The 21,520-nt window shown below is 74.5% G+C and carries 21 protein-coding genes and 1 pseudogene; 17 read left to right on the top strand and 5 right to left on the bottom strand.

Annotated features, from left to right (window positions below):
• The first annotated feature begins 4 nt into the window (after nucleotides 1-4).
• The 9 genes from EBO36_RS12345 (at nucleotide 5) to EBO36_RS12305 (ending at nucleotide 8,115) form a co-directional block, all read left to right on the top strand.
• Nucleotides 5-361 (top strand): holo-ACP synthase, encoded by a 357-nt coding sequence (locus EBO36_RS12345; protein WP_122824888.1) that lies wholly within the window; start codon nucleotides 5-7, stop codon nucleotides 359-361.
• Nucleotides 358-1,908, top strand: coding sequence for a bifunctional ADP-dependent NAD(P)H-hydrate dehydratase/NAD(P)H-hydrate epimerase (locus tag EBO36_RS12340; RefSeq protein ID WP_122824887.1), 1,551 nt, complete (start codon nucleotides 358-360; stop codon nucleotides 1,906-1,908). Before EBO36_RS12345 ends, EBO36_RS12340 begins: the two co-directional genes overlap by 4 nt.
• On the top strand, nucleotides 1,905-3,056 hold the full coding sequence (gene alr / locus EBO36_RS12335) for an alanine racemase (protein ID WP_122824886.1): 1,152 nt from the start codon (nucleotides 1,905-1,907) through the stop codon (nucleotides 3,054-3,056). Before EBO36_RS12340 ends, alr begins: the two co-directional genes overlap by 4 nt.
• A complete protein-coding gene (gene tsaE, locus EBO36_RS12330; protein ID WP_122824885.1) occupies nucleotides 3,049-3,564 on the top strand; it encodes a tRNA (adenosine(37)-N6)-threonylcarbamoyltransferase complex ATPase subunit type 1 TsaE in 516 nt (171 codons plus the stop codon). Before alr ends, tsaE begins: the two co-directional genes overlap by 8 nt.
• Nucleotides 3,565-3,603: 39 nt before the next feature.
• Complete coding sequence (locus EBO36_RS12325) at nucleotides 3,604-4,437, top strand: hypothetical protein (RefSeq protein WP_122824884.1); 834 nt, start codon at nucleotides 3,604-3,606, stop codon at nucleotides 4,435-4,437.
• A gap of 19 nt (nucleotides 4,438-4,456) precedes the next feature.
• The gene (gene tsaB, locus EBO36_RS12320; RefSeq protein WP_122824883.1) at nucleotides 4,457-5,131 is read left to right on the top strand and encodes a tRNA (adenosine(37)-N6)-threonylcarbamoyltransferase complex dimerization subunit type 1 TsaB; all 675 of its coding nucleotides are present in this window, start codon (nucleotides 4,457-4,459) and stop codon (nucleotides 5,129-5,131) included.
• Nucleotides 5,128-5,625: a ribosomal protein S18-alanine N-acetyltransferase gene (gene rimI / locus EBO36_RS12315; protein WP_241236887.1), complete on the top strand. Its 498-nt coding sequence runs from the start codon at nucleotides 5,128-5,130 to the stop codon at nucleotides 5,623-5,625. The genes tsaB and rimI overlap by 4 nt, the downstream gene beginning before the upstream one ends.
• A gap of 61 nt (nucleotides 5,626-5,686) precedes the next feature.
• A complete protein-coding gene (tsaD, locus tag EBO36_RS12310) occupies nucleotides 5,687-6,730 on the top strand; it encodes a tRNA (adenosine(37)-N6)-threonylcarbamoyltransferase complex transferase subunit TsaD (protein WP_122824882.1) in 1,044 nt (347 codons plus the stop codon).
• An 8-nt stretch (nucleotides 6,731-6,738) separates the two neighbouring features.
• Nucleotides 6,739-8,115, top strand: a complete 1,377-nt coding sequence (locus EBO36_RS12305; protein ID WP_122824881.1) for a glycoside hydrolase family 15 protein — start codon at nucleotides 6,739-6,741, stop codon at nucleotides 8,113-8,115.
• A gap of 18 nt (nucleotides 8,116-8,133) precedes the next feature.
• Here the strand turns inward: EBO36_RS12305 and EBO36_RS12300 are convergent, their stop codons facing one another.
• Both EBO36_RS12300 and EBO36_RS12295 read right to left on the bottom strand, forming a co-directional pair.
• Nucleotides 8,134-9,270: a glutamate--cysteine ligase gene (locus EBO36_RS12300; RefSeq protein WP_122824880.1), complete on the bottom strand. Its 1,137-nt coding sequence runs from the start codon at nucleotides 9,268-9,270 to the stop codon at nucleotides 8,134-8,136.
• Nucleotides 9,271-9,311: 41 nt separating this feature from the next.
• A complete protein-coding gene (locus tag EBO36_RS12295) occupies nucleotides 9,312-10,511 on the bottom strand; it encodes a class I SAM-dependent methyltransferase (RefSeq protein ID WP_122824879.1) in 1,200 nt (399 codons plus the stop codon).
• Nucleotides 10,512-10,726: 215 nt separating this feature from the next.
• Between EBO36_RS12295 and groES the strand changes: the two genes are divergently transcribed.
• Nucleotides 10,727-11,023: a co-chaperone GroES gene (gene groES / locus EBO36_RS12290; RefSeq protein ID WP_122824878.1), complete on the top strand. Its 297-nt coding sequence runs from the start codon at nucleotides 10,727-10,729 to the stop codon at nucleotides 11,021-11,023.
• 207 nt (nucleotides 11,024-11,230) lie between these two features.
• Here the strand turns inward: groES and EBO36_RS12285 are convergent, their stop codons facing one another.
• Entirely contained in the window at nucleotides 11,231-11,521 is a 291-nt protein-coding gene (locus tag EBO36_RS12285) for a WhiB family transcriptional regulator (RefSeq protein ID WP_122824877.1), read from the bottom strand.
• A gap of 221 nt (nucleotides 11,522-11,742) precedes the next feature.
• Here EBO36_RS12285 and EBO36_RS12280 point away from each other — a divergent pair, with 221 nt between their 5' ends.
• Together EBO36_RS12280 and guaB are read left to right on the top strand one after the other, a co-directional pair.
• Nucleotides 11,743-12,726 (top strand): MerR family transcriptional regulator, encoded by a 984-nt coding sequence (locus EBO36_RS12280; protein WP_122824876.1) that lies wholly within the window; start codon nucleotides 11,743-11,745, stop codon nucleotides 12,724-12,726.
• 10 nt (nucleotides 12,727-12,736) lie between these two features.
• The gene (gene guaB, locus EBO36_RS12275; RefSeq protein WP_122824875.1) at nucleotides 12,737-14,245 is read left to right on the top strand and encodes an IMP dehydrogenase; all 1,509 of its coding nucleotides are present in this window, start codon (nucleotides 12,737-12,739) and stop codon (nucleotides 14,243-14,245) included.
• Between the two features lie 128 nt (nucleotides 14,246-14,373).
• Here guaB and EBO36_RS12270 read toward each other — a convergent pair whose 3' ends face one another.
• Nucleotides 14,374-15,438 carry a LacI family DNA-binding transcriptional regulator gene (locus EBO36_RS12270; RefSeq protein WP_187695816.1) on the bottom strand — a complete coding sequence of 355 codons (1,065 nt, stop codon included), beginning with the start codon at nucleotides 15,436-15,438 and terminating at the stop codon, nucleotides 14,374-14,376.
• Nucleotides 15,439-15,585: 147 nt separating this feature from the next.
• Here EBO36_RS12270 and EBO36_RS12265 point away from each other — a divergent pair, with 147 nt between their 5' ends.
• The 5 genes and pseudogenes from EBO36_RS12265 to gtfA all read left to right on the top strand — a co-directional run bounded on the left by EBO36_RS12265 (nucleotide 15,586) and on the right by gtfA (nucleotide 20,698).
• Nucleotides 15,586-16,971: an ABC transporter substrate-binding protein gene (locus EBO36_RS12265; RefSeq protein WP_187695815.1), complete on the top strand. Its 1,386-nt coding sequence runs from the start codon at nucleotides 15,586-15,588 to the stop codon at nucleotides 16,969-16,971.
• 5 nt (nucleotides 16,972-16,976) lie between these two features.
• Nucleotides 16,977-17,942 (top strand): carbohydrate ABC transporter permease, encoded by a 966-nt coding sequence (locus EBO36_RS12260; RefSeq protein WP_122824873.1) that lies wholly within the window; start codon nucleotides 16,977-16,979, stop codon nucleotides 17,940-17,942.
• Nucleotides 17,939-18,763, top strand: a complete 825-nt coding sequence (locus EBO36_RS12255) for a carbohydrate ABC transporter permease (RefSeq protein ID WP_122824872.1) — start codon at nucleotides 17,939-17,941, stop codon at nucleotides 18,761-18,763. Before EBO36_RS12260 ends, EBO36_RS12255 begins: the two co-directional genes overlap by 4 nt.
• 53 nt (nucleotides 18,764-18,816) lie before the next feature.
• Nucleotides 18,817-19,158 (top strand): annotated as a pseudogene (locus EBO36_RS12250) (alpha/beta hydrolase); the annotation flags it as partial.
• Nucleotides 19,159-19,168: 10 nt separating this feature from the next.
• On the top strand, nucleotides 19,169-20,698 hold the full coding sequence (gtfA, locus tag EBO36_RS12245) for a sucrose phosphorylase (protein WP_187695878.1): 1,530 nt from the start codon (nucleotides 19,169-19,171) through the stop codon (nucleotides 20,696-20,698).
• Between the two features lie 21 nt (nucleotides 20,699-20,719).
• On the opposite strand, the gene EBO36_RS12240 is transcribed toward gtfA, so the two are convergent.
• Nucleotides 20,720-21,457: an exonuclease domain-containing protein gene (locus tag EBO36_RS12240; RefSeq protein ID WP_122825651.1), complete on the bottom strand. Its 738-nt coding sequence runs from the start codon at nucleotides 21,455-21,457 to the stop codon at nucleotides 20,720-20,722.
• Between the last annotated feature and the right edge of the window lie 63 nt (nucleotides 21,458-21,520).

The following is a 21,520-nucleotide window of genomic DNA, read 5'->3' as shown; positions in this document are numbered from 1 at the left end:
GCCGATGATCATCGGGGTCGGGATCGACGTCGTCGACGTCGCGCGCTTCCTCGCCACCCTCGAGCGCGCCCCGCGCCTGGCGGAGAAGCTCTTCACCCCGGCCGAGCGGGACCTCCCGCCGGCGTCGCTGGCGGCGCGGTTCGCGGCCAAGGAGGCGATCGCCAAGGCGCTCGGGGCGCCCGGGGGGATGTCCTGGCAGGACTGCACCATCGAGCGGACCCCGGGCCAGGCCCCGGTGGTCGCCGTGCGTGCCTCGGTCGCCGCCCGGGCCGCCGAGCTCGGGGTGGTGCGCTGGCACCTCTCGCTCTCCCACGACGCGGGCATCGCCTCCGCCGTCGTCGTCGCCGAGGGGCCGGCATGATCCGCGCGTACCCGGCCGCGGCGATCCAGGCGGCCGAGGAGCCCGTCCTCGCCGCCACCCCGGCCGACGCCCTCATGGTGCAGGCCGCCGGGGCGCTCGCCACGACCGTCCTGCGCGAGCTGAGAGCGCTGGGCGCCCGCCGCCCCGGCAGCGTCGTCCTCCTCCTCGTCGGCGGCGGCAACAACGGCGGCGACGCCCTCTACGCCGGCGCCCGCCTCGCCCGGCGCGGGCTCGTCGTCCTCGCCGCCCTGTGCGCCGGCACCGTGCACGAGCGGGCGCTCGCCACCGCGCGGTCCGCCGGCGTCGAGGTCCACCCCCTGCGGTCCGGGGCGGAGCTCGACGTCCTCGCCCTCCTCACGCTCGCGCGGCGGGCCGGCGTCTGGGTCGACGCCCTCACCGGTATCGGGGCCGCCGGCGGCCTCCGCGAGCCGCTCGCCGGCGCCGTGCGGGCGCTGGACGACGAGCGGCTCGCCAGCCCCGACGAGCCCCTCGTCGTCGCCGTCGACGTCCCCTCGGGCATCGGCGTCGACGACGGCGCCCTGCCGGGGCCGGTCCTGCCCGCGCACGTCACCGTGACGATGAGCGCCCCCAAGCCGGGGCTCCTCCTCCCGCCGGCCGCGGCCCTCGCGGGCCGCATCGAGGTCGTCGACCTCGGTCTCGACGCCGCCCTCGCCGCCGGCGCGCCGGAGACGGCCGCGCGGCTCACCGCCGCCGACGCGGCCGACCTGTGGCCGGTGCCCGGCGCCGCGGACCACAAGTACACCCGCGGTGTCCTCGGCCTGGTCGCCGGCTCGGCGCGCTACCCCGGCGCCGCCGTGCTCGCCACGAGCGGGGCGCTCGGCGCCGGGGTGGGCATGCTGCGCTACCTCGGTCCGCCCGAGCCGGCCGCCCTCATCACCGCCCGCCACCCCGAGACGGTCCCCGGACCCGGCCGGGTCCAGGCCTGGGCGCTCGGCTCCGGGATCGACCCCGCCGCCGCGGACCGTGCCGCCGCGGTGCGCGAGGCCCTCGCCCAGGCGCTCGCCGAGGACCTGCCCGTCGTCGCCGACGCCGGGGCCCTCGCCCTCCTGCCCGAGCGCCTGCCCGCCACCACCCTGCTCACCCCGCACGCCGGGGAGCTGGCGGCGCTCCTGCGCTCGCGCGGCCATGACGTCGACCGCGCGCAGGTCGAGGCCGAACCTCTGCGTCACCTGCGCGCCGCTGTCGACGCCACCGGCGCCACCGTGCTCCTCAAGGGCGCGACCACGCTCGTCGCCGGTCCCCACGGGCCGGTCCACGCCCAGGCCGACGGCACGCCGTGGCTCGCCACCGCCGGCAGCGGGGACGTCCTCACCGGCATCACCGGGGCCCTGCTCGCCGGGTGCGCGGCCGAGCTGCGGTCCGACACCCGGCGCGGGGGCGACCTGCTCGCCCGCCTCGGCGCCACCGCCGCGCTCGTCCACGGCCGCGCCGGGGTCCGCGCCAGCGGCGGCGGGCCCGCGGGGGCCACGGACGTGGCCCGCGCCGTGCCGGGCGTGGTGCGCGAGCTCATCGAGGGAGAACCGTGACCTACCACCCCGCCCGCGCCGTCATCGACCACGCGGCCATCCGGCACAACGTCACCCGCCTGCGCGAGGTGGCCCCCGCCGCCGACGTCATGGCCGTCGTCAAGGCCGACGCCTACGGGCACGGGCTCGTCCCCGTCGCCCGCACCGCGCTCGCGGCCGGGGCGACCTGGCTCGGGGTCGCCCAGCTCGGCGAGGCGCTGGCCCTGCGGGCGGCGGGCGTCCAGGCCCCGCTGCTCACCTGGCTCTACAGCCCCGGGGCACCGCTCGGCGAGGCGGTCGAGGCGGGCCTGGACGTGTCCGTCTCGGCCCCGTGGGCGCTCGCCGAGCTCGCCGAGGCGGCCCGGCGCACGGGCACGCCCGCCCGCGTGCACCTCAAGGTGGACACCGGAATGTCCCGCGGCGGGGTGACGCCCGCGGACCTGCCGGCGCTCGCGCGCGCCGCCGCGGCGCTCGTCGCCGAGGGCGTCGTCGACGTCGTCGGCGTCTGGTCCCACCTCGCCCGGGCCGACGAGCCCGACGAGGGCACCACCGGCGTGCAGCTGGCGAGGTTCCACGACGCCGTGCGCGCCGTCGAGGGCGCCGGCCTCGCGCCCCGGCTGCGCCACCTCGCGGCGTCGTCCGCGATCTTCACCGCCCCCGCCACGCACCTCGACCTCGTCCGCCCGGGCCTGGCGCTCTACGGCCTGTCCCCAATCCCCGACCTCGCCGACGCCGCCACCCTGGGGCTGCGCCCGGCCATGCGGCTCGAGGCCGACGCCATCCTCGTCAAGGACGTCGACACCGCCACGCCCGTCTCCTACGGGCACACCTACGTCACCGACGCCGCCACCCGCCTCGCCGTGCTGCCCGTGGGCTACGGCGACGGGATCCCGCGGCACGCGAGCAACCGCGGCCCCGTGCTGCTCGGCGGCCGCCGGGTGCGGGTGGCTGGCCGGGTGTGCATGGATCAGGTGGTCGTCGACCTCGGCCCCGGCTCCGACGTCGCCGCCGGGACCACGGCCGTCCTGTTCGGGGACGGCACGGACGGTGCGCCGACCGCGCAGGACTGGGCGGACGCCGCCGGCACCATCAGCTACGAGATCGTCAGCCGGCTCGGGGACCGCGTCCCCCGGGTGCACGTCAACGTGAGGGAGGACGCCGATGGATGAGACGTGGGAGACCGACCTGCCGGACGCCGAGGCCACTCGCGCGCTCGGCGCGCGACTGGCGGGGGTGCTCCGCGCGGGGGACCTGCTCGTCCTCACCGGGGACCTCGGCGCCGGCAAGACCACGCTGACCCAGGGCCTGGGCGCGGCGCTGGGGGTACGGGGGCAGGTGGCGTCGCCGACGTTCATCATCGCCCGCACGCACCCGCCGCTCGCCGACGGCCCGGCACTCGTCCACGTCGACGCCTACCGGCTGGGCTCGCTGGACGAGGTCGACGCGCTCGACCTCGACACCTCGCTCGAGGACTCCGTCACGGTCGTCGAGTGGGGCGCCGGGCTCGTCGAGGGCCTCGCCCAGGACCGCCTCGAGCTCGAGCTGCGCCGGCCCCGCGGGGGGCTGGCCGACGGCGAGGTCGCCGACGTCGGGACGCGGCGGGCTGTCCTGCGGGCGGTGGGGCGGCGCTGGGCAGGGGTGAACCTGCCCGCGGTGCTCGCCACGTCCGTAGGCTGAGACCTCGGTGCCGGTGCGGTGCCCGGCGGAGGGAGGGACATGCGGCTGGTGCTCGTCGCCGTGACGGCGCTGCTCCTGCTTGCCCCGACGTCCGAGGCCGCGGTGCCGGACGCGGGCGCGGTGCCGGCGCGAGCCGCGGTGCTGGAGCCGGTGGGCGCCGCGACGCCCGTCGCCACGCTGCCGGACGACGTCAGCGCCTGGTTCGCCGGTGAGGCCCCCGAGCACGTGCGCGACACCGACGTCCTCGACGTGCCCGCCGAGGCGCGCGACCGGGTGGTGGTCGGGCCGCCCCGGGCGGTGCACCGTTGGTCCGAGAACTTCCTCGACGGCTCCGACCTCGACCCGGTGAGCGTGCCCGGCGAGGAGTGGCTGGCCACCCTCACGCTCGTGGGGGAGGGCAGCGTGGAGACCGTGGGGACCGTCCGGGCGCACCGGGAGGGGGCCGACGGCGAGCTGAGCCTGGCGGGGCTGGACGAGGACACCGAGCTCGCCGACGTCCTCGCGACCCTCTCCACCGCCCTGCCGATGATCTTCGATCCCGCGGTCGACGGGTGGTTCTCCGCGGCCGACGGCGAGGTGTGGCCCCTCACCAGCGGCGCCCGGGACCTCCTCGTGGGGGCGGTGCCCGCCGAGGTTTTCCAGTCCGTGCTCGCCGAGCAGTACGCCGCCGCCGACGAGGACCCCGACGCCGCCGTGGGCGGGGAGCTGCCGGACCAGGCCGCGGACGGCCTGAGCCCGGCGCTCGTCGCGGCCGCGGTCGTCCTGCTCCTCGGGGCGCTCGTCGCGGTGCTGCTTGTGCGCCAGCACCGGCGGGCCGACTCGCGGATCGAGGCGGACGTGCGCGCTGCGGTCGACGACCGGACCGGTCCCTAGCTGCGCCTACGCTGGGGGCGTGCGGATCCTGTGCATCGACACCTCGGCGGGCAGCGCCGTCGCCCTCACCTCCGGCCGCGAGGTCCTCGCGCGCGCGGCGAGCGCGGACGAGCGGCGCCACGCCGAGACCCTCAGCCCCATGATCGAGGCGGTCCTCAGCGAGGCCGGCCTGGCCCCCGGGGACCTCGACGCGCTCGCGGTGGGCACCGGGCCGGCGCCCTTCACCGGGCTTCGCGTCGGCCTCGTCACCGCCCGGACCCTCGCCCGCGCCCTCGGGGTGCCGGTCCACGGCGTGCCCAGCCTCGACGTCCTCGCCCGCCAGGTGCTCGACGCTGCTCCGGACCGGGAGGTCCTCGTCGCCACCGACGCCCGGCGCCGCGAGGTCTACTGGGCGCGCTACCGGGCGGCCGGCCCCGACGACGTCGAGCGGCTGGACGGCTTCGAGGTGGCGCCTGCGGCGCAGGTCGCCGCCTCGCCCGCGACGGCCGGCGACGTCGTGCTCGCGGGCCGGGGGACCGTCCTGTACCCCGACGCGCTGCCCGCCACCGCGGGGGTGCCGGGGGAGGTCGACCCTGCCGTCCTCGCGCGGCTGGCGACGGCGCGGGTCGCCAGGGGGGCCGAGCTGGGCACCGAGCCGCTCTACCTGCGCCGCCCCGACGTCACGCCGGCGGCCGGGCGCAAGCGGGCGACGTGAGCGCCGGCGCCGCGGGCGAGGTGCGCCTGCGCGCCCTGGACCACGGCGACCTCGACCGCGTCATGGAGCTCGAGCCGATCCTCTTCGGCCGGGGCGCGTGGTCGCGCGGCATGTACCGCGAGGAGCTCGCGGCGCCCGACCGGTACTACGTCGCCGCGGTCGACGACGCCGGGACCGTCCTCGGCTACGCGGGTCTCGCCCTCGCCGACGAGGCCTCCGTCATGACGGTGGGGGTCGCCCCCGAGCACCGGCGCCGTGGCATCGGGGCGCTCCTCCTGGCGGACCTGCTCGCCCGCGCGCGCGCCGCGGGCTGCCGGCGGGTGTTCCTCGAGGTGCGGGCCGGCGACGCCGGTGCGCAGCGGCTCTACGCCCGGGCCGGATTCGCGTCGATCGGGGTGCGCCGGGGCTACTACGCGCCCGAGGGCGAGGACGCCGTCGTCATGGCCCTCGAGCTCACGCGTCCGCCCGGACCGGTGGGCGCGGAGGCGGTCTGAGGCGCACCCGGCGCCACCAGGGTGCTCCGAGGGGGTGCCGAGCCGGACTACCCTGGCGGGCGTGAGTGAACCCCTGGTCCTCGGCATCGAGTCGAGCTGCGACGAGACCGGCGTGGCCCTCGTCCGCGGTCGCGAGCTCCTCGCCGACGTCACCGCGTCCTCGATGGACGAGCACGCCCGCTTCGGGGGCATCGTCCCCGAGGTCGCCAGCCGCGCCCACCTCGAGGCGTTCGTCCCCACCCTCGACGCCGCCCTCGCCCGGGCGGGCGTCGCCCTCGCCGACGTCGACGCGGTCGCCGTCACCGCGGGCCCCGGGCTGGTCGGCTCCCTCACGGTGGGGGCCGCCGCGGCCAAGGCCCTCGCCCTGGCACTCGGGCGGCCGCTGTACGGCGTCAACCACGTCATCGGGCACATCGCCGTCGACGAGCTCGTCTCCGGGCCGTTCCCCGAGCGTTTCATCGGGCTGGTCGTCTCCGGCGGCCACACCTCCCTCCTCGACGTGCGGGACATCGCCACGGACGTCGTCGAGCTCGGCCAGACCCTCGACGACGCCGCGGGGGAGGCCTTCGACAAGGTCGGCCGCCTCCTCGGCCTGCCGTACCCCGGGGGACCGCACGTCGACCGGCTCTCCCAGCGGGGGGACCGCACGGCGATCCGCTTCCCACGCGGCCTCTCCCGTGGCAAGGACGTCGCCCGCCACCCGTACGACTTCTCCTTCTCCGGCCTCAAGACCGCCGTCGCGCGCTACGTCGAGGGCATCGAGGACGCCGGCGGCGAGGTCCCGGTGGCCGACGTCGCGGCCTCCTTCTCCGAGGCGGTCGCGGACGTCCTGGTGAGCAAGGCGCTCGCGGCCTGCCAGTACGCCGGGTGCTCGACGCTCGTCATCGGGGGCGGCTTCTCGGCGAACTCGCGGCTGCGCGAGCTCGCCGCCGAACGGGGGAGCCGGCAAGGGATCCAGGTGCGCATCCCCCCGATCCGGTACTGCACGGACAACGGTGCGATGATCGCCGCCCTCGGCTCGGCGATGCTGCGCTCCGGCGTCGCCCCGTCCGCGCTCGGCCTGGCGACCGACTCGGGCATGCCGCTCGAGACGATCCGCGCCTGAGGCCGGCGATGGACGGCTGGGAGCGTCGCACCGCGTGGACGACCATCGTCGTCCTCTACCTGTCCACGGTCACGTGGTCGGCGCACCTGCGGGTGACCGAGCCGCGCGACGCCCAGATCGACCTCTACCTCGACGGCGTGCACGTGCGGCCCGACGGCACGGTGGGCCACCTCCCGGCGGGCAGCGCGGCGCAGTACCAGCCGGACTCGCGGGTGCTGGCCGAGGACGACGACCCGCGGGCCCTGGCGATCGCCGCCGAGCAGCGGGCCTGGCTCGCCGAGGGCACCGTGCCGGGAGCCGGCACCGCCTACGAGGACCTCGTCACGGGCGCCCTCCTCGACATCCGCACGCTCACGGGCGCCACGTTCACGGCCGGGGCCGAGCCCGGCCTGCCCGGCGCGGCGGTGGCCGGGTGGACCGGTCGCTGGCGCTACGTCTGGCCCCGCGACTCGGCGTTCGTCGCCGTGGCCCTGGCGCGCACGGGGCACGGCGAGGACGCCCTGGCGGTGCTTGCCTTCCTCGAGGAGGTCCAGGAGGAGGACGGCCTCTTCGAGGCGCGCTACCTCCCGGACGCCTCCGGCCCGCCGGACGAACGCGGGACCCAGCTCGACGGGCTGGGCTGGGTCCTGTGGGCCAGCGGTGCCGTGCTCGACGCGCTCGACGGCGACGCCCGCGCCACGGCGCTGGCCGAGCTGCGGCCCCTGCTCGACCGGACCGCCGACCGCATCCTCGCCCTCACCGCGCGCCCCCCGCACCTGCCGCCCGCCTCCCCGGACTACTGGGAGGTCGCCGAGGACCAGGTGACGCTCGGCACCGCCGCGCCCATGCTCGCCGGCCTCGAGGCCGCCGCCCGGCTCTACGCCGACGCGGGGGAGTCCCACCGCGCGGCGAGCCTGTCCGCCCGGGCCGCGCAGGTCCGTACCGCCGTGGAGGAGGCCTTCGGGCCCCGCGGGTACACCCGGTACTCGGAGTCGACCCTGGGGAACACGCTGAGGGGCCGGGACGGGCGCGACGCCGCGACCGCCATGCTCCTGCCGCCCTTCGTCACCGAACCGCTCGCCGGGGCGGAGGCGGCCTGGCTCGCCTCGGCGGGGGAGATGGCCCGGCCGGCCGGTGGGCTGGCGCCGGGCGCGGGGTGGAAGCCCGACGGGATCTCCTGGACGCCGCAGACCAGCCTGTACGCCCTCACCGCGGCGAGCACCGGGCACGTCGAGGAGGCGACCGACTGGCTCGACTGGCTCGCCGAGCACCGCACGTCCTCAGGCGCGATCCCCGAGAAGGTCCTCGCGGACGGGTCGCCGGCCGCGGTGGCGCCGCTCACGTGGTCGAGCGCGAACGTCGTGCTCGCCGTCGCCGCGCTCGAGGAGGCCGGCGCGCTCCCCTAGGGCGGCTCCCCTGGGGCGTCAGAGGGGACGGCCGGCGCGCATCTCCGCGACGAGGGCCGCGACGACGGCGTCGAGGTCGCCGTCGTGGCGGCGGGCGACCGCACGCTGGCGCTGGTAGGAGGCGCCCTTGCGGAGGATGGTCCGCACGCCGTCGAGCTCGGCCAGGCAACCGAGCCGGTCGGCCACCGGCGTGAGGAGGTCGAGGAGCTCGACGATGGAGTCGGTGACCAGCTGCTCGTTGCCGGCGGCGTCGAGGATGACGATGGCGTCCATGCCGTACCGGGCCGAGCGCCACTTGTTCTCCACGAGGAACCAGCGCGGCATCGCCGGCAGCTCCTCGCCGCGGTCGAGCATGCTCGAGAAGTACTCGACGAGGCAGTGCGCCAGGGCGGCCAGGGCGAGCACCTCGGTGAGGTTCGAGGCGCCGTCGAAGACCCGCAGCTCGATGGTCCCCAGCCGAGGGGCCGGCCGCACGTCCCAGCGCACCTCGTCGAAGGCGTCGATGACCCCGGTGTGGGTCATGCCGCGGGTGAACTCCTCCAGCTCGGACCACTCGTCGAAGACCTGGGGGAGCCCGGCGGTGGGCAGCTGCTGGAAGAGCAGCGCCCGGTTGGAGGCGTAGCCCGTGTCGTTGCCCGCCCAGTACGGGGAGGACGCGGCGAGCGACTGCAGGTGGGCGAAGTAGGTGAGCACCGCGCGGAGGATGGGCAGGACCTTGTCCCGGTCCTCGATGCCCACGTGGACGTGGATGCCGTAGATGACCATCTGCCGCCCCCACCACTGGGTGCGGTCGATGAGCTTGGCGTAGCGCTCCTTGTTCGTCACCCGCTGGTAGGCGGGCCGGGCGAACGGGTGGGTCCCCGCGCACATGAGCTCGACCCGCAGGGGCTCGGTCACCGCGCGCAGGTCCTCGATGGTGCGCTCGAGGTCCCGGCCGGCCTCGCCCACCGTGCGCCGCGCCCCGGAGACCACCTCAATGGTGTTCTGCAGCAGCTCCGCGTGGATGTTCGGGTGGCTGGGCGCGCCGGCCGGGCGGACGTTCTCCAGGACGGTCTCGGCCACCTGCCGCAGGTCCCCGGAGTCGGCGTCCACGAGCGCGAGCTCCCACTCGATGCCGACGCTCGAGCGCTCGGAGGCGGCGAAGGGGATCCTCATGCGCCCATCCTGCCCCGCCCGCAGCCGTGGGCGCACCGTGGTCAGGCGCGTTCGACGACGAGGACGCTCTGCTGCCCCGCCAGGCGGGTGAGGACGATCGTCGCGCGGCCGGCGCCCTTGAGCGCCAGCTGGCGGATGATCTGCCCGGGCTCGACGGCGGTCCCCCGCTTCTTCACCGTGACGGTCCCCACGTCCCGGTCGCGCAGGTAGGTGCGCAGCCGCTTGAGGGAGAAGTCGAAGGAGTCGAGCACGCGGTAGGGGGTGGCGAACGGGGTGCGGCGCAGCGTGGGCGCGGTGAGGTAGGCGATCGACTCGCTCACCAGGCCGGCGTCGAGGTCCTCCGCGAGGCGCGCGACGAGGCCGGCCCGGATGACGGCGCCGTCGGGCTCGTAGAGGTAGGCCGCGAGCGGGCGCACGGGGGCGTGGCGGACCGGCGCGTCCGCCCCGGACATGGGCTCGTCGAGGACGTCGGACTCCTCCCCGTGCAGGACGAGCGCGCTGCGGCCGGGCCCTTCGCCGGCGAGCGGGCCGAACCAGAGGCCGGCCTCGACGACGTCCCCGTCGACGCTCACCCACTGCGCGCGGGCCTCGGTGGGCAGGGCGGAGTGGGGGATGCCCGGGGCGACCTTGATGCCCAGGGCGGGCACCTGCTCGCGCAGCGCGAGGACCCGCTCGAGCGGTGGGCTGTACGCGCGCGGGTCGAAGACCCGGTTGCCCCGGCGGGTGCGCCGGGCGGGGTCGGCGAACAGGCCGTCGATGCCCTCGGTGGCGAGGTCCAGCTCGAGAGCGTCGCCGTGACGCACCGTGGCGGTGGGGAAGTGGCGCAGGTTGACCGTGGCGACGGCGGCCGTCGCCTCGTCCTGCTCGACGGCGAGGACGGGGACGCCGAGTGCGCTGAGGGCCATGGCATCACCACCGATGCCGCACCCGAGGTCGGCGACCCGGGCGACGCCCGCCGCGGCGTAACGCCGCGCGTGGTGGGCGGCGACGACGAAGCGGGTGGCCTGCTCCAGCCCGGCGGCGGTGAAGATCATGCCGTCGGCGAAGGTGCCGAACTTGCCGCGGGCGCGGGCGCGCAGCCGGCTCTGGGTCATGGCCGCGGCCACCAGGTCGGGGTCGACGCCGCGCTCGCGCAGCCCCGTGGAGATCCGCAGCGCGTGCTCCTCCTCGTACGGGGGGAGCTGGGCGAGGAGCGCCCACCCCTGGGGGGAGAGGAGCTTGGTCAGCCCGGTGGGGTCCATGCGTCGATCCTCCCACCGGCGGGCGCGGCGCCACACGTTGGCACTCGCCTTGACCGAGTGCTAACCCGGCCATAGATTAAGGAACGGCACAGCCCCCGGGCTGTGACTGCTGCAGCACGGCTGCTCGGTCGATCCCCGCGACGGCGATCGGGGTGGCGGGCTGCGGCGTACCTGACCACGTTCCGTTCCACACTCATGCGAAGGGGAGGTCCGCAGTGTCGGTCTCCATCAAGCCCCTCGAGGACCGCATCGTCGTGCAGACGCTCGAGGCCGAGCAGACCACGGCGTCTGGTCTCGTCATCCCGGACACCGCCCAGGAGAAGCCCCAGGAGGGCACGGTCATCGCGACCGGCCCCGGCCGGGTCGACGACAACGGCAACCGCGTCCCGCTCGACGTCTCCGTCGGCGACGTCGTCATCTACAGCAAGTACGGCGGCACCGAGGTGAAGTACGCCGGCGAGGAGTACCTCATCCTCTCCGCGCGCGACGTCCTCGCCGTCGTGGAGAAGTGACAGCTCTCTCCACCGCGCGCTCGCGCTGATCGACGCCCCCTGGCCCGCACGGGCCGGGGGGCGTCGTCGTACCCGGGCACCTCGTCGTACCCCGGGCGTCGGCGGGCTCAGGGCGTCGCCGGACCGGGGCGCCCGAGCAGCCGGGCGCCGCGTGGGCACGCGAAAGCCCCCGGCCGCGTGGCCGGGGGCTTTCGTCGTGGAGCGTCGTCAGATGGCGCGGCGGGCGCTGCCGGCGAGGATGTCCTGGCGCTCGTCCTCGGACAGCCCGCCCCAGACGCCGTAGGGCTCGCGGACGGTGAGGGCGTGCTCGCGGCACTGCTGGATGACGGGGCAGGTGGCGCAGATGGCCTTGGCCGCCTCGGCCCGGCGGCGGCGCGTGCCGCCGCGCTCGCCCTCGGGGTGGAAGAACAGGTCCGGGTCGGCCTCACGGCACGAACCCTCGTACTGCCACTCCCACAGGTCCATCACGGGGCCGGGAAGCCGGGAGAGCTCCGCCATGTCATCGCTCCTTCAGTGCGTCGAATGGTCCGCGTGCCGACGAGGTCGCTCTCGTCTGCGCTGTGCTGAACGTACCAAGCGATGCACAAGTTATTCAAGCCCCTTGCGCTACCGATTCATCTATCGATCCACTGGCGGTTCGTCGACACCTTTGGCGTGGCCGGGAATGCTCCGGGCCGCTGGACGGGGCAGAATCGCCGGGCAACGATCGAGGAGGAGCGGTGGCACCAGTCTTGCCCGGCGACCCGCCGTCGAACGCCCACGCCCGTGAGCGCGTCGACGCGGACGGCGCCCCCCTCACCGTGGCGGCCGTCGCCGGCCGTCTCGGCGTCGCCGCCTCCACCCTGCGCACGTGGGACCGCCGCTACGGGCTCGGCCCCTCTGCGCACCAGGCCGGCAGCCACCGCCGGTACACCCCGGACGACGTCGCGCGCCTGGAGACGATGCGCCGCCTCACGCTGCGCGGCGTCGCACCGGCCGACGCCGCCCGGATCGCCACGCGGGGCGAGGGGGCCGTCCGTTCCGAGGCTGCGACGCGCCCGGACGCGGGGGCCGTAGCGGAGGCGCAGCTCATCATCGACCCGCTCACCCTGGCCGCCGCCGCCGTCGAGCCCGACCCGCCACGACTCCAGCGGATGCTCTCCCGCGCCGTGGCCGAGCGGGGCATCGTGGAGACGTGGACGGAGGTGGCCCGCCCGGCGCGGCTCATGCTGCGCCAGCGGGACCGCGTCGAGCGCCCCGGCATGGACCCGGAGGGAGTGCTCGACTTCGCCGTGCTCGGGGCGGTCCGCGAGGTGACGCTGGCGCTCGAGCGCGCGGCGAGCGCCGACGCGAGGGCGGACACCCGGCGCCGCGGCACGGCGCTGCTCTACGCCGGCGCCGAGACGCGCCTGCGGGCCCACGTCCTCGGTGCCGGGCTGCTCGAGCTCGGGGTGCGGGCCCGGATCGTCCGCGCCTCGGCCACCGGAGCCGCCGACATCCTCGAGCTGGTCGGCTCCCAGGGGGCCGGGGCGCTCGCGGTGCTCGGCTCGCCGCCGGAGGCCGCCGCCGTCGTCACCGCGGCCAGCGGGGCGGGCGACCTCGAGGTCTTCCTCCTCGGTCGCGACGCCCCCGACCTGTGGCTGCCGCGGGTCCGCCGGGTGCGAACCGCCGTCGCCGCCGTCCACGAGATCGCCGGCGTCCTCGGCGCCGACCGCTCGCCGTAGAATCGCCCTCGTGAGCGACTCCTCTGCCTCGGACCCCTTCGGCCTCGTCGGCCTCACCTACGACGACGTCCTGCTGCTGCCCGGGGCCACCGACGTCATCCCGTCGGAGGTCGACACCACCACGCGCCTCACGCGGGAGATCGAGCTCGCCGTGCCGCTCGTCTCGGCGGCGATGGACACCGTCACCGAGGCGCGCATGGCGATCGCCATGGCGCGCCAGGGGGGTATCGGGATCCTCCACCGCAACCTCTCCATCGAGAGCCAGGCCCAGCAGGTCTCGATGGTCAAGCGCTCCGAGTCGGGGATGATCACCGACCCGGTGACCATCTCGCCCGACGCCACCCTCGCCGAGCTCGACGCCCTGTGCGGGCGCTACCGGGTCTCCGGCCTGCCGGTCGTCGACGAGCGCACCGTCCTCGTCGGCATCATCACCAACCGCGACCTGCGCTTCATCCCCGGGGAGCAGTTCGCCACCCGTACGGTCCGCGAGACCATGACGCCGATGCCGCTCATCACGGGGCCCGTGGGCATCCGGTCCGAGGACGCCGCAGCGCTCCTCGCGCAGCACAAGGTGGAGAAGCTCCCGCTCGTCGACGACGCCGGCGTCCTGCGCGGGCTCATCACCGTCAAGGACTTCGTCAAGTCCGAGCAGTACCCCCACGCCACCAAGGACGGCTCCGGCCGCCTGCGCGTCGGCGCCGCCATCGGGTACTGGGGGGACGCCTGGGAGCGGGCGACCACCCTGGCCGAGGCCGGGGCGGACGTGCTGGTGGCCGACACCGCCAACGGCGAGGCCCGCCTCCTCCTCGAGATGATCACGCGGATGAAGAAGGACCCGGCGTTCGCCGACGTCCAGATCATCGGGGGGAACGTCGCCACCCGCGAGGGCGCGCAGGCGCTCGTCGACGCGGGCGCCGACGCCGTCAAGGTCGGCGTCGGCCCGGGCTCGATCTGCACCACCCGCGTGGTCGCCGGCGTCGGCGTCCCGCAGGTCACCGCCATCCACCTGGCGGCCCAGGCCACCAAGCCCGCGGGCGTGCCGCTCATCGGCGACGGCGGCCTGCAGTACTCCGGGGACATCGCCAAGGCGCTGGTCGCCGGCGCCGACTCCGTCATGCTCGGCTCGCTCCTCGCCGGGTGCGAGGAGAGCCCCGGCGACCTCGTCTTCGTCAACGGCAAGCAGTACAAGCACTACCGCGGCATGGGCTCCCTCGGGGCGATGGCCTCCCGCGGGCGGGTCTCGTTCTCCAAGGACCGCTACTTCCAGGCGGACGTCGACACCGACGACAAGATCGTCCCCGAGGGCATCGAGGGGCAGGTGCCCTACCGGGGCCCGCTCAGCGCCGTGGCCTACCAGCTCGTCGGCGGCCTGCACCAGTCGATGTTCTACGTCGGCTCGCGCACCGTCCCCGAGCTCCAGGCGCGCGGCCGGTTCGTGCGCATCACGTCGGCCGGGCTCAAGGAGTCCCACCCGCACGACGTCCACATGACGGTCGAGGCGCCGAACTACACGCGCTGAGCGCATTCCCGCGCGGCGACGGGTAGCGGAGTGGGCCGCCGCCCCCGTCACCCGCGGCGGCGGTCGACGTCCGAGAACGCGACTGGTTGGTGCCCCGCGGGGCGGTATGAGGTGTGCGACGCGCCGCGTCAGGGGCGCGCGGTCCGGTCGGCGATCGATCCGCGGGTACGCACGGGCATGCCGATCCGCAGGACCTGTGGCACCAGCGGGTGCCGGTCGGCGTCCTGGAGCGAGGAGACGAGCATGTCTACCGCCATGCGGCCGAGGGTGCGGTGCGGGATGGCGAGGCTGGTGAGCGCGGGACGCAGCCACCCTGCCAGGGGGGAGTCGTCGAACGACACCACCGACGTGTCCTCGGGGATCCGCAGTCCGGCTTCCTGCAGGGCCTGGTAGGCGCCGAGGGCGAGGCGGTCGTTGAAGCACACGAGAGCGCCCGGCACGGTGCCCTGCTCGAGCAGATCGTGGACCGCCTCCCACCCGTGCGAAGGGTTCCACGAGCGGTAGGGGTGCCCCGAGGCGGGGACGATGCCGGCATCGGCCATCACCTCGAGCATCCCGGTGAGGCGCAGGTGGCCGGCCTCCGAGGCTGCCGGCGCGTCCTCCAGGCGCGGGCCGGCCCCGATGAGGTGGATCTCCCGGTGCCCGGCGTTGAGGAGCGTCTCGACCGCCGCGCGGCCCGCGGCGCGCTCGTCGGGCACGACGGTCGGGAAGCGCCGCCCCTCGGGCGCGAGTGCGTTGACCAGCACCGTGGGGATGTGGTCGAGCTCCCCGGGGATCTCCTCGCGCCGCCGGGTGAACATCGACGCGAGCACCAGGCCGTCCACGCGGTGGTCGAGCATCGCCTCGACCGCCTTGCGCTCCTGCACCGCACCACCCCCGGTCTCGCTCATGAACAGCATGAAGCCGCTCTCGCGGGCCGCAGCCAGCGCCCCCTTGATCATGTCGCCGGCGAGCTGCGAGGAGGCGACCGTGTCGGAGACGAAGCCGATGGTGTTCGTGGAGCCCTTGCGCAGCCCCACCGAGATCGTGTTGCGCCGGTAGCCGAGGGTCTCGGCTGCCTCGCGCACACGCGCGTGGACGGCCTCGGAGATGCGCAGCTCGCGACCTCGCCCGCTGAGGACGAGGGAGGCGGTCGAGGACGAGACGCCCGCGTGACGCGCGACGTCCGCGAGCGTCACGCGTCTGCTGGCCATGGTGCTCCTCTCGTCGTCCGATCGTAGTGGCCGTCCCCGCGCCCTCGAGGCCTTGACATGTGCCACCGCCGCGGCCATATTGACCCTGCTAACTCGATTTAGCCGGACCGCCCCCCCGCGTGTTCGCCCCTCTGAAGGGAGATAACGGTGTCTCGCAACCTCCAGACCACCCGGCGTCGCTCGCGCTCCACCGCCGCCACGCTCAGCCTGACCGGGCTGCTCGCGCTGTCGGCCTGCTCCGCCCCGGGCGAGAGTGCCACTGACGAGCCGTCCGGCGCCGGCGGGGCGACCGCGTCGGGGGCCGCGTCAGGCGAGGCCCCCAGTTGCGGGACCGACGACGTCGTCGTCGACGCCTACGTCGAGACGGGCTTCCCGATCTTCCGTGAGCTCACCGACGCGTTCACCGAGCAGCACCCGAACGTCACCTTCGACATCCGCGAGGACCAGTTCGCGGTGCTCACGCAGAATGCTCCCCGCGTCCTCGCCGACGACCCTCCCGACCTCATGCGCCTGCCGCAGATGAGCGAGCTCGCCTCCGACGGCCTCCTGCTCGACCTCGACCCCTACGCCGAGGCCTTCGGCTGGGACGAGTGGCCCTCCTCGCAGCTCGAGCAGATGCGCGTGGACGAGAACGGCCGGCGCGGGTCCGGACCCCTGTATGCCATGGGCCTGAACTTCTCGATGACCGGCGTGTTCTACAACAAGGAGCTCGCCGCCCAGATCGGTATGACCGAGCCCCCCGCCACCCTCGACGCGCTCGACGGATACCTCCAGGCGGCGCTGGACGCCGGCATCACCCCGAGCGCGCAGTTCAACGGCGGCGCCACGGGCGGTCTCGCGTTCCCCCTGCAGGGGCTCATGGCCTCCTACGGCGAGCCGGCGGAGATCAACGGCTGGGTGTACCAGGAGGAGGGCGCCACGATCGACACGTCGAGCAACCTCCAGGCGGTCGAGCACCTCGAGCGCTGGATCGACGCCGGCTACTTCGCCGACGACATCAACTCTCTTGACTACTCCCAGTCGATGGCCCGCTTCCTCGGGGGCGAGAACCTCCTCATGTTCAACGGGGACTGGGAGTCGGGCACGTTCGACACCCAGATGCCCGGGAACGTCGGGTTCTTCCTCATGCCGCCGGTCGAGGAGGGCGGCCAGGTCGGGGCGATGTCCGCCCCGCTCACCTACGGCATCGGTGCTGGCGCCGCGAACGCGGACTGCGCCGCAGAGTTCCTCAACTGGGTGGCGACCGACGAGGCCGCGCGCACCATGGCCGTCGAGATCGGTGGCTCGCACCCCATGGGCCCCGTCGATGCCTTCATGCCGGAGGTCGACGAGGAGTCGGTGACGGCACAGACCCTCGCCGCGGGTGTGACCATCGGTGAGGACAACGGCGCGATGGACTTCATTGCCAACGCCACGGGCGGGATCTACGCCCGGGGGTGGACGCCGAACCTGCAGAAGCTCGTCGCCGGAGAGATCGAGGCTGCCGAGCTGCTGCCCGCCGTGCAGGCGGAGTACGAGAGCGAGATCGGCTGAGCTCGATGCCGGACCTCACCCTCTCCGGTCGCCCCCCGGAAGCGGGCGCGCGGGCGGGCCTCTCGCCCGCGCGCCCGGGCCGGCGCAGGGGCTCCCTCGCACGGCACCGGCGCTCCGCGGCGGCCCTTGCCCTCGTGCTGCCCGCCGCCTTCTTCTACGGGGCGTTCGTGCTCCGCCCGCTCATCATCACGGTGCAGTACTCGCTGTACGAGTGGAACGGCGTCACCGAGTCCACGTGGGTGGGCGCCGCCAACTACGTCCGGCTCCTGCAGGACCCGGAGATGTTCGGGCCGATCCTCAATGCCCTCCAGCTCATCGTCTACTTCAGCTTCGTGCCGGTGACGCTGGGCCTGGTCGCCGCGGCGATCATCCGCAAGTTCGCCACCAGTCGCCTGGCGGTCGTCGGTCGCACCGTGCTGTTCCTGCCGCAGGTGATCCCGCTCGTCGCGGCCGGCATCATGTGGACCTGGATCATGGCGAGCGACGGCGTGGTCAACCAGTTCCTGCGTCTCATCGGCCTCGGCTCGATCACCCGCGCCTGGCTCGGTGACTTCAGCACGGCGCTCTCCGGCGTCGGCGTCATCGGTGCCTGGGTCTCCCTGGGACTGTGCCTCGTCCTGCTGCTGGCCGGCATGTCGAAGATCGACCCGGCCCTGTACGAGGCCGCGCGCCTCGACGGCGCCGGGCCGATCCGGGAGTTCTGGTCGGTGACCCTGCCGAGCCTGCGCCAGGAGCTCGCGGTCTGCCTGACCGTCACGGTGATCGCCGCACTGGCCAGCTTCGACATCATCTACATCTCCACCCAGGGTGGTCCCGGCAACAGCACCATGGTCCCCGGCCTGGAGATCTACTACCTCGCGTTCTTCCAGCGGGAAGTCGGCCAGGCCTCCGCCCTGGCAGTGGCACTCATGGCGCTCGTGCTCATCGTGGTCATCCCGCTCCAGCGCGTCATCCGAGGCAGGGAGCAGTGAAGACCGCCGCACGTGAGGTGTGGCTCGGCCGCGCCATCCTCGTGAGCCTGATGGTCATCACGCTCGTGCCGTTCGTGACGCTGTTCGTCACCGCGCTGCACCCGACCGGGACGTACCCGGCCGGGCTGGAGTGGCCCGACGAACCGCAGTGGTCGAACTTCGTCACGGCGTTCCAGGCCGCGAACATGCGCCAGCTCCTCGTCTCGAGCGTCCTCATCGAGGTGGGGGTCGTGCCCCTGGCCCTGCTGATCAGCACGCTGGCGGGCTTCGCCCTCGGGCACCTGCGACCGCCGGGCAGCCGGTGGATCTTCCTCGTCTTCCTCCTCGGGCTCACGCTGCCCTTCGAGGCCATCGTCGTGCCGCTGTACTACCAGATGCGCGACATCGGCCTGCTCAACACCCGGTGGGCGATCATCCTGCCGTTGCTCGGCCTCTTCATGCCGTTCGCCGTCATGTGGATGCGGGCGCACTTCATCAACATGCCCGAGGAGCTCTCCGAGGCCGCCCGCATCGATGGGGCGAGCACGACGCAGCTCTTCCTGCGGATCCACCTGCCGCTGTCCATGCCGGCCCTGTCCTCGTTGGCGATCCTCATGTTCCTGTGGACGTGGAACCAGTTCCTCCTCGCCGTGGTGCTCGTGGACGATCCCACCCGACGCACGATGGCCGGGGCGCTCGGCGCCTTCCAGGGGCAGTGGGGCACCGACATACCCTTGCTGTGCGCCGGGTCCCTGCTCATCCTCACCCCGACGCTGCTGGTCTTCCTCGCCTTCCAGCGGCACTTCGTCTCGGCGCTGATGCAGGGCGCGGTGAAGGGGTGACGGCACCTGGGCACCCACCCCTCGACCCCGCGATCGAGCTCGCCCTCGCCGAGATGGCGCGGAGCGCCTACTCCGGCGTCGGCGCCGGGGGGCTGGACGTGCCGATCTACGCCGCCCCGGCGCGCGCGACCGACCTGAGCGGGCTGCCGCCGGCGTTCGTCGACGTCGGGTCGGTCGAGGCGTTCCGGGACGAGTGCGTGGCGTACGCAGACCTGCTGTGGCGCTCCGCAGGCACCGCGGAGCTGCACGTGTGGCCCGGCGGGAACCATGCGGTCGACTTCATGGCCCCCGGGGCGCCGCTGTCCAGGGACGCGCGCGCCGCGCGGCTGGCCTGGCGCCGCCGCCTCCTGCTCATCGCCGAAGAGGCTCCGATGGGTGCTGCGCCCACCGACTGAAGGACGTCTCGTGAACACACCTGCCGGCCCCCAGCTGATCGCCTACGCGGACCGCCTCGGGGGGACCTTCCGTGGTCTGCGTGAGCTGCTCGACGGGCCGTTCGCCGGTGCCTTCGACGGCGTGCACGTTCTTCCCTACTACCGCCCCTTCGACGGCGTCGACGCGGGGTTCGACCCGGAGGACCACACGGTCGTCGACCCTCGTCTCGGGACCTGGGAGGACGTGCGCGCGCTCAGCGCCGACCGGGTGGTCATGAGTGACGTCATCGTCAACCATGCATCCTCGCGCTCGGCCCAGTTCCGCGACGTCCAGGAGCGGGGCGCCGCCTCGCCATGGGCGCCGATGTTCCTCACGCTGACGTCGGTGTTCCCCGAGGGCGCGACCGAGGCGGATCTCGCACGCATCTACCGGCCGCGCCCCGGCCTTCCCTTCACCGCCATGACCCTCGGCGGCGAGCAGCGGCTCGTCTGGACGACCTTTGCTCCCGAGCAGGTCGACATCGACCTGCGAAGCGAGGAGGCGTGGGAGTACCTCGGCTCGGTCATCGATACGCTCGTCGGGGCCGGTGTGACGATGCTGCGGCTGGATGCCGTGGGTTACACCGGCAAAGAGGCCGGGACGGACTGCTTCATGACGGCCTCCACGCGCGCCCACACCGACCGCATCCTCGCGCTCGCGCGTGCCCGAGGTGCCACCGTGCTCCTGGAGGTCCACGGGCACTACCAGCAGCAGATCGAGATCGCGCGAACGGTCGACTACGTCTACGACTTCGCGCTCCCCCCGTTGGTACTGCACGCCCTGCACGCCCGGGACCTCCTCCCGCTGCGGCGGTGGCTCGAGCTCCGGCCCACGAACGCGTTGACGGTCCTCGACACCCACGACGGCATCGGCATCATCGACGTGGGTCCGAGTGCCCTGCGGCCAGGGGAGCCCGGCCTGCTCGCCGAGGAGCAGATCGACGCCCTCGTCGAGGCGATCCATGAGGCGAGCGGTGGCACGAGCCGGGCGGCGACCGGAGCCGCCGCCGCCAATCTCGACCTCTACCAGGTGAACTGCACGTTCTACGACGCCCTGGGTCGCGATGACCGGCGGTACCTGCTCGCCCGACTCATCCAGCTCATGGTCCCCGGCATCCCGCAGGTCTACTACGTCGGTCTGCTCGCGGCGGGGAACGACATGGACCTGCTCGACCGCACCGGGGTGGGCAGGGACGTCAACCGGCACTACTTCAGCGCCGCCGGGGTCGAGCGGGAGCTGCGCCGGGCCGTCGTGCAGGTGCAGCTGGCAGCCCTGCGGGTGCGAGCCACGCAGCCCGCGTTCCGGGGGGAATTCGCGGCCGAGCTCGACGGCCACCGGGGCCGTCTCGTGTGGACGGGCCGTGACGACGACGGGGCGACGGCGGTCGTCCGCCTCGACTTCGACGTCAGCGACGCGACGTTCGCGTTCGTCGCCACATCGGCCGGCGAGCGGCGCGTCGTCGTCTCCAGCGCGGACCTGCCGTCGGCGGGGCAACCGGTGGTCGCCCGGAGCGGCCGGTAGCCCCCGTCGCCGACGCGAGGGCTACACGCGCTCAGCTGCCGCTGCGTCCGGGACGGCCACGGGCATCGGCCAGCCCGGGTTCGCGCCCGGGCCGGCGTACCCCTGTGCGGTGCGCCAGGCGTTGAAGCTCGCCGCCCAGTCCCGGTGGCGGGCGACCTGCCAGCGGTGGACGTCCGCCAACGACGCCTCGCCGAGCCGCGGGAATCGCGTGGTGAGGGCGGCGAGCACGTCGAGGGTGGCGACGACGTCGACCTCGGCCGTGTGCAGGTCCTCCTGCTCGGGCACGCGGTAGTGCGCGCACAGGTGGGCGAGGGTGCGCTTGCCGCGGCGGTAGCGGTCCAGTCCCCGGTCGAGCACGAGCGGGTCGATGACCGGCATGCACTCGCGGCCGAGCCGGTCCGCCAGCGTGGGCAGGCCGTGGCGGACCAGCTCGTGCTCGAGGATGGCCAGGTCGTACGCCGCGTTGTAGGCGACGACGGGCACCCCGCGGCCGCAGGCGTGGGCGAGCTCCTCGGCGATCTGGGACAGGGCGAGCGCCGCGTCCATGCCCTCGGCGCGCGCGCGCTCGGTGGTGATGCCGTGGACGGCGGTGGCGCCGGCGGGGATCTCCACCCCCGGGTCGAGCAGCCACGTGCGGGTGCGGGTGCCCCCGGCGTCCCGCTCCACCAGGGCCGCGGTGATGATCCGGTCCGTCGTGACGTCGACCCCGGTGGTCTCGGTGTCGAAGCCGAGGAACGGTCCTGCAGGCCACCCGCTCATCGTGGCCACCTCCTTCGTCGTGGTGCGTCGCACGGTGCCAGCGACCACTGACATCGCCGGGCA

It is taken from the genome of Georgenia faecalis (assembly GCF_003710105.1).
Taxonomy (GTDB): domain Bacteria; phylum Actinomycetota; class Actinomycetes; order Actinomycetales; family Actinomycetaceae; genus Georgenia_A; species Georgenia_A faecalis.
This window is presented reverse-complemented; position numbering and strand designations above follow the sequence as displayed.

What these genes read in the sequence shown, in the direction of transcription:
- tsaE (WP_122824885.1), top strand. Translation starts at nt 3,049, where the DNA reads ATGGATGAGACGTGGGAGACCGACCTGCCGGACGCCGAGGCCACTCGC.
- EBO36_RS12285 (WP_122824877.1), bottom strand. Translation starts at nt 11,521, where the DNA reads ATGGCGGAGCTCTCCCGGCTTCCCGGCCCCGTGATGGACCTGTGGGAG.
- EBO36_RS12240 (WP_122825651.1), bottom strand. Translation starts at nt 21,457, where the DNA reads ATGAGCGGGTGGCCTGCAGGACCGTTCCTCGGCTTCGACACCGAGACC.
- EBO36_RS12270 (WP_187695816.1), bottom strand. Translation starts at nt 15,438, where the DNA reads ATGGCCAGCAGACGCGTGACGCTCGCGGACGTCGCGCGTCACGCGGGC.
- EBO36_RS12305 (WP_122824881.1), top strand. Translation starts at nt 6,739, where the DNA reads ATGGACGGCTGGGAGCGTCGCACCGCGTGGACGACCATCGTCGTCCTC.
- EBO36_RS12295 (WP_122824879.1), bottom strand. Translation starts at nt 10,511, where the DNA reads ATGGACCCCACCGGGCTGACCAAGCTCCTCTCCCCCCAGGGGTGGGCG.
- EBO36_RS12340 (WP_122824887.1), top strand. Translation starts at nt 358, where the DNA reads ATGATCCGCGCGTACCCGGCCGCGGCGATCCAGGCGGCCGAGGAGCCC.
- EBO36_RS12300 (WP_122824880.1), bottom strand. Translation starts at nt 9,270, where the DNA reads ATGAGGATCCCCTTCGCCGCCTCCGAGCGCTCGAGCGTCGGCATCGAG.
- EBO36_RS12260 (WP_122824873.1), top strand. Translation starts at nt 16,977, where the DNA reads ATGCCGGACCTCACCCTCTCCGGTCGCCCCCCGGAAGCGGGCGCGCGG.
- EBO36_RS12345 (WP_122824888.1), top strand. Translation starts at nt 5, where the DNA reads ATGATCATCGGGGTCGGGATCGACGTCGTCGACGTCGCGCGCTTCCTC.
- EBO36_RS12325 (WP_122824884.1), top strand. Translation starts at nt 3,604, where the DNA reads ATGCGGCTGGTGCTCGTCGCCGTGACGGCGCTGCTCCTGCTTGCCCCG.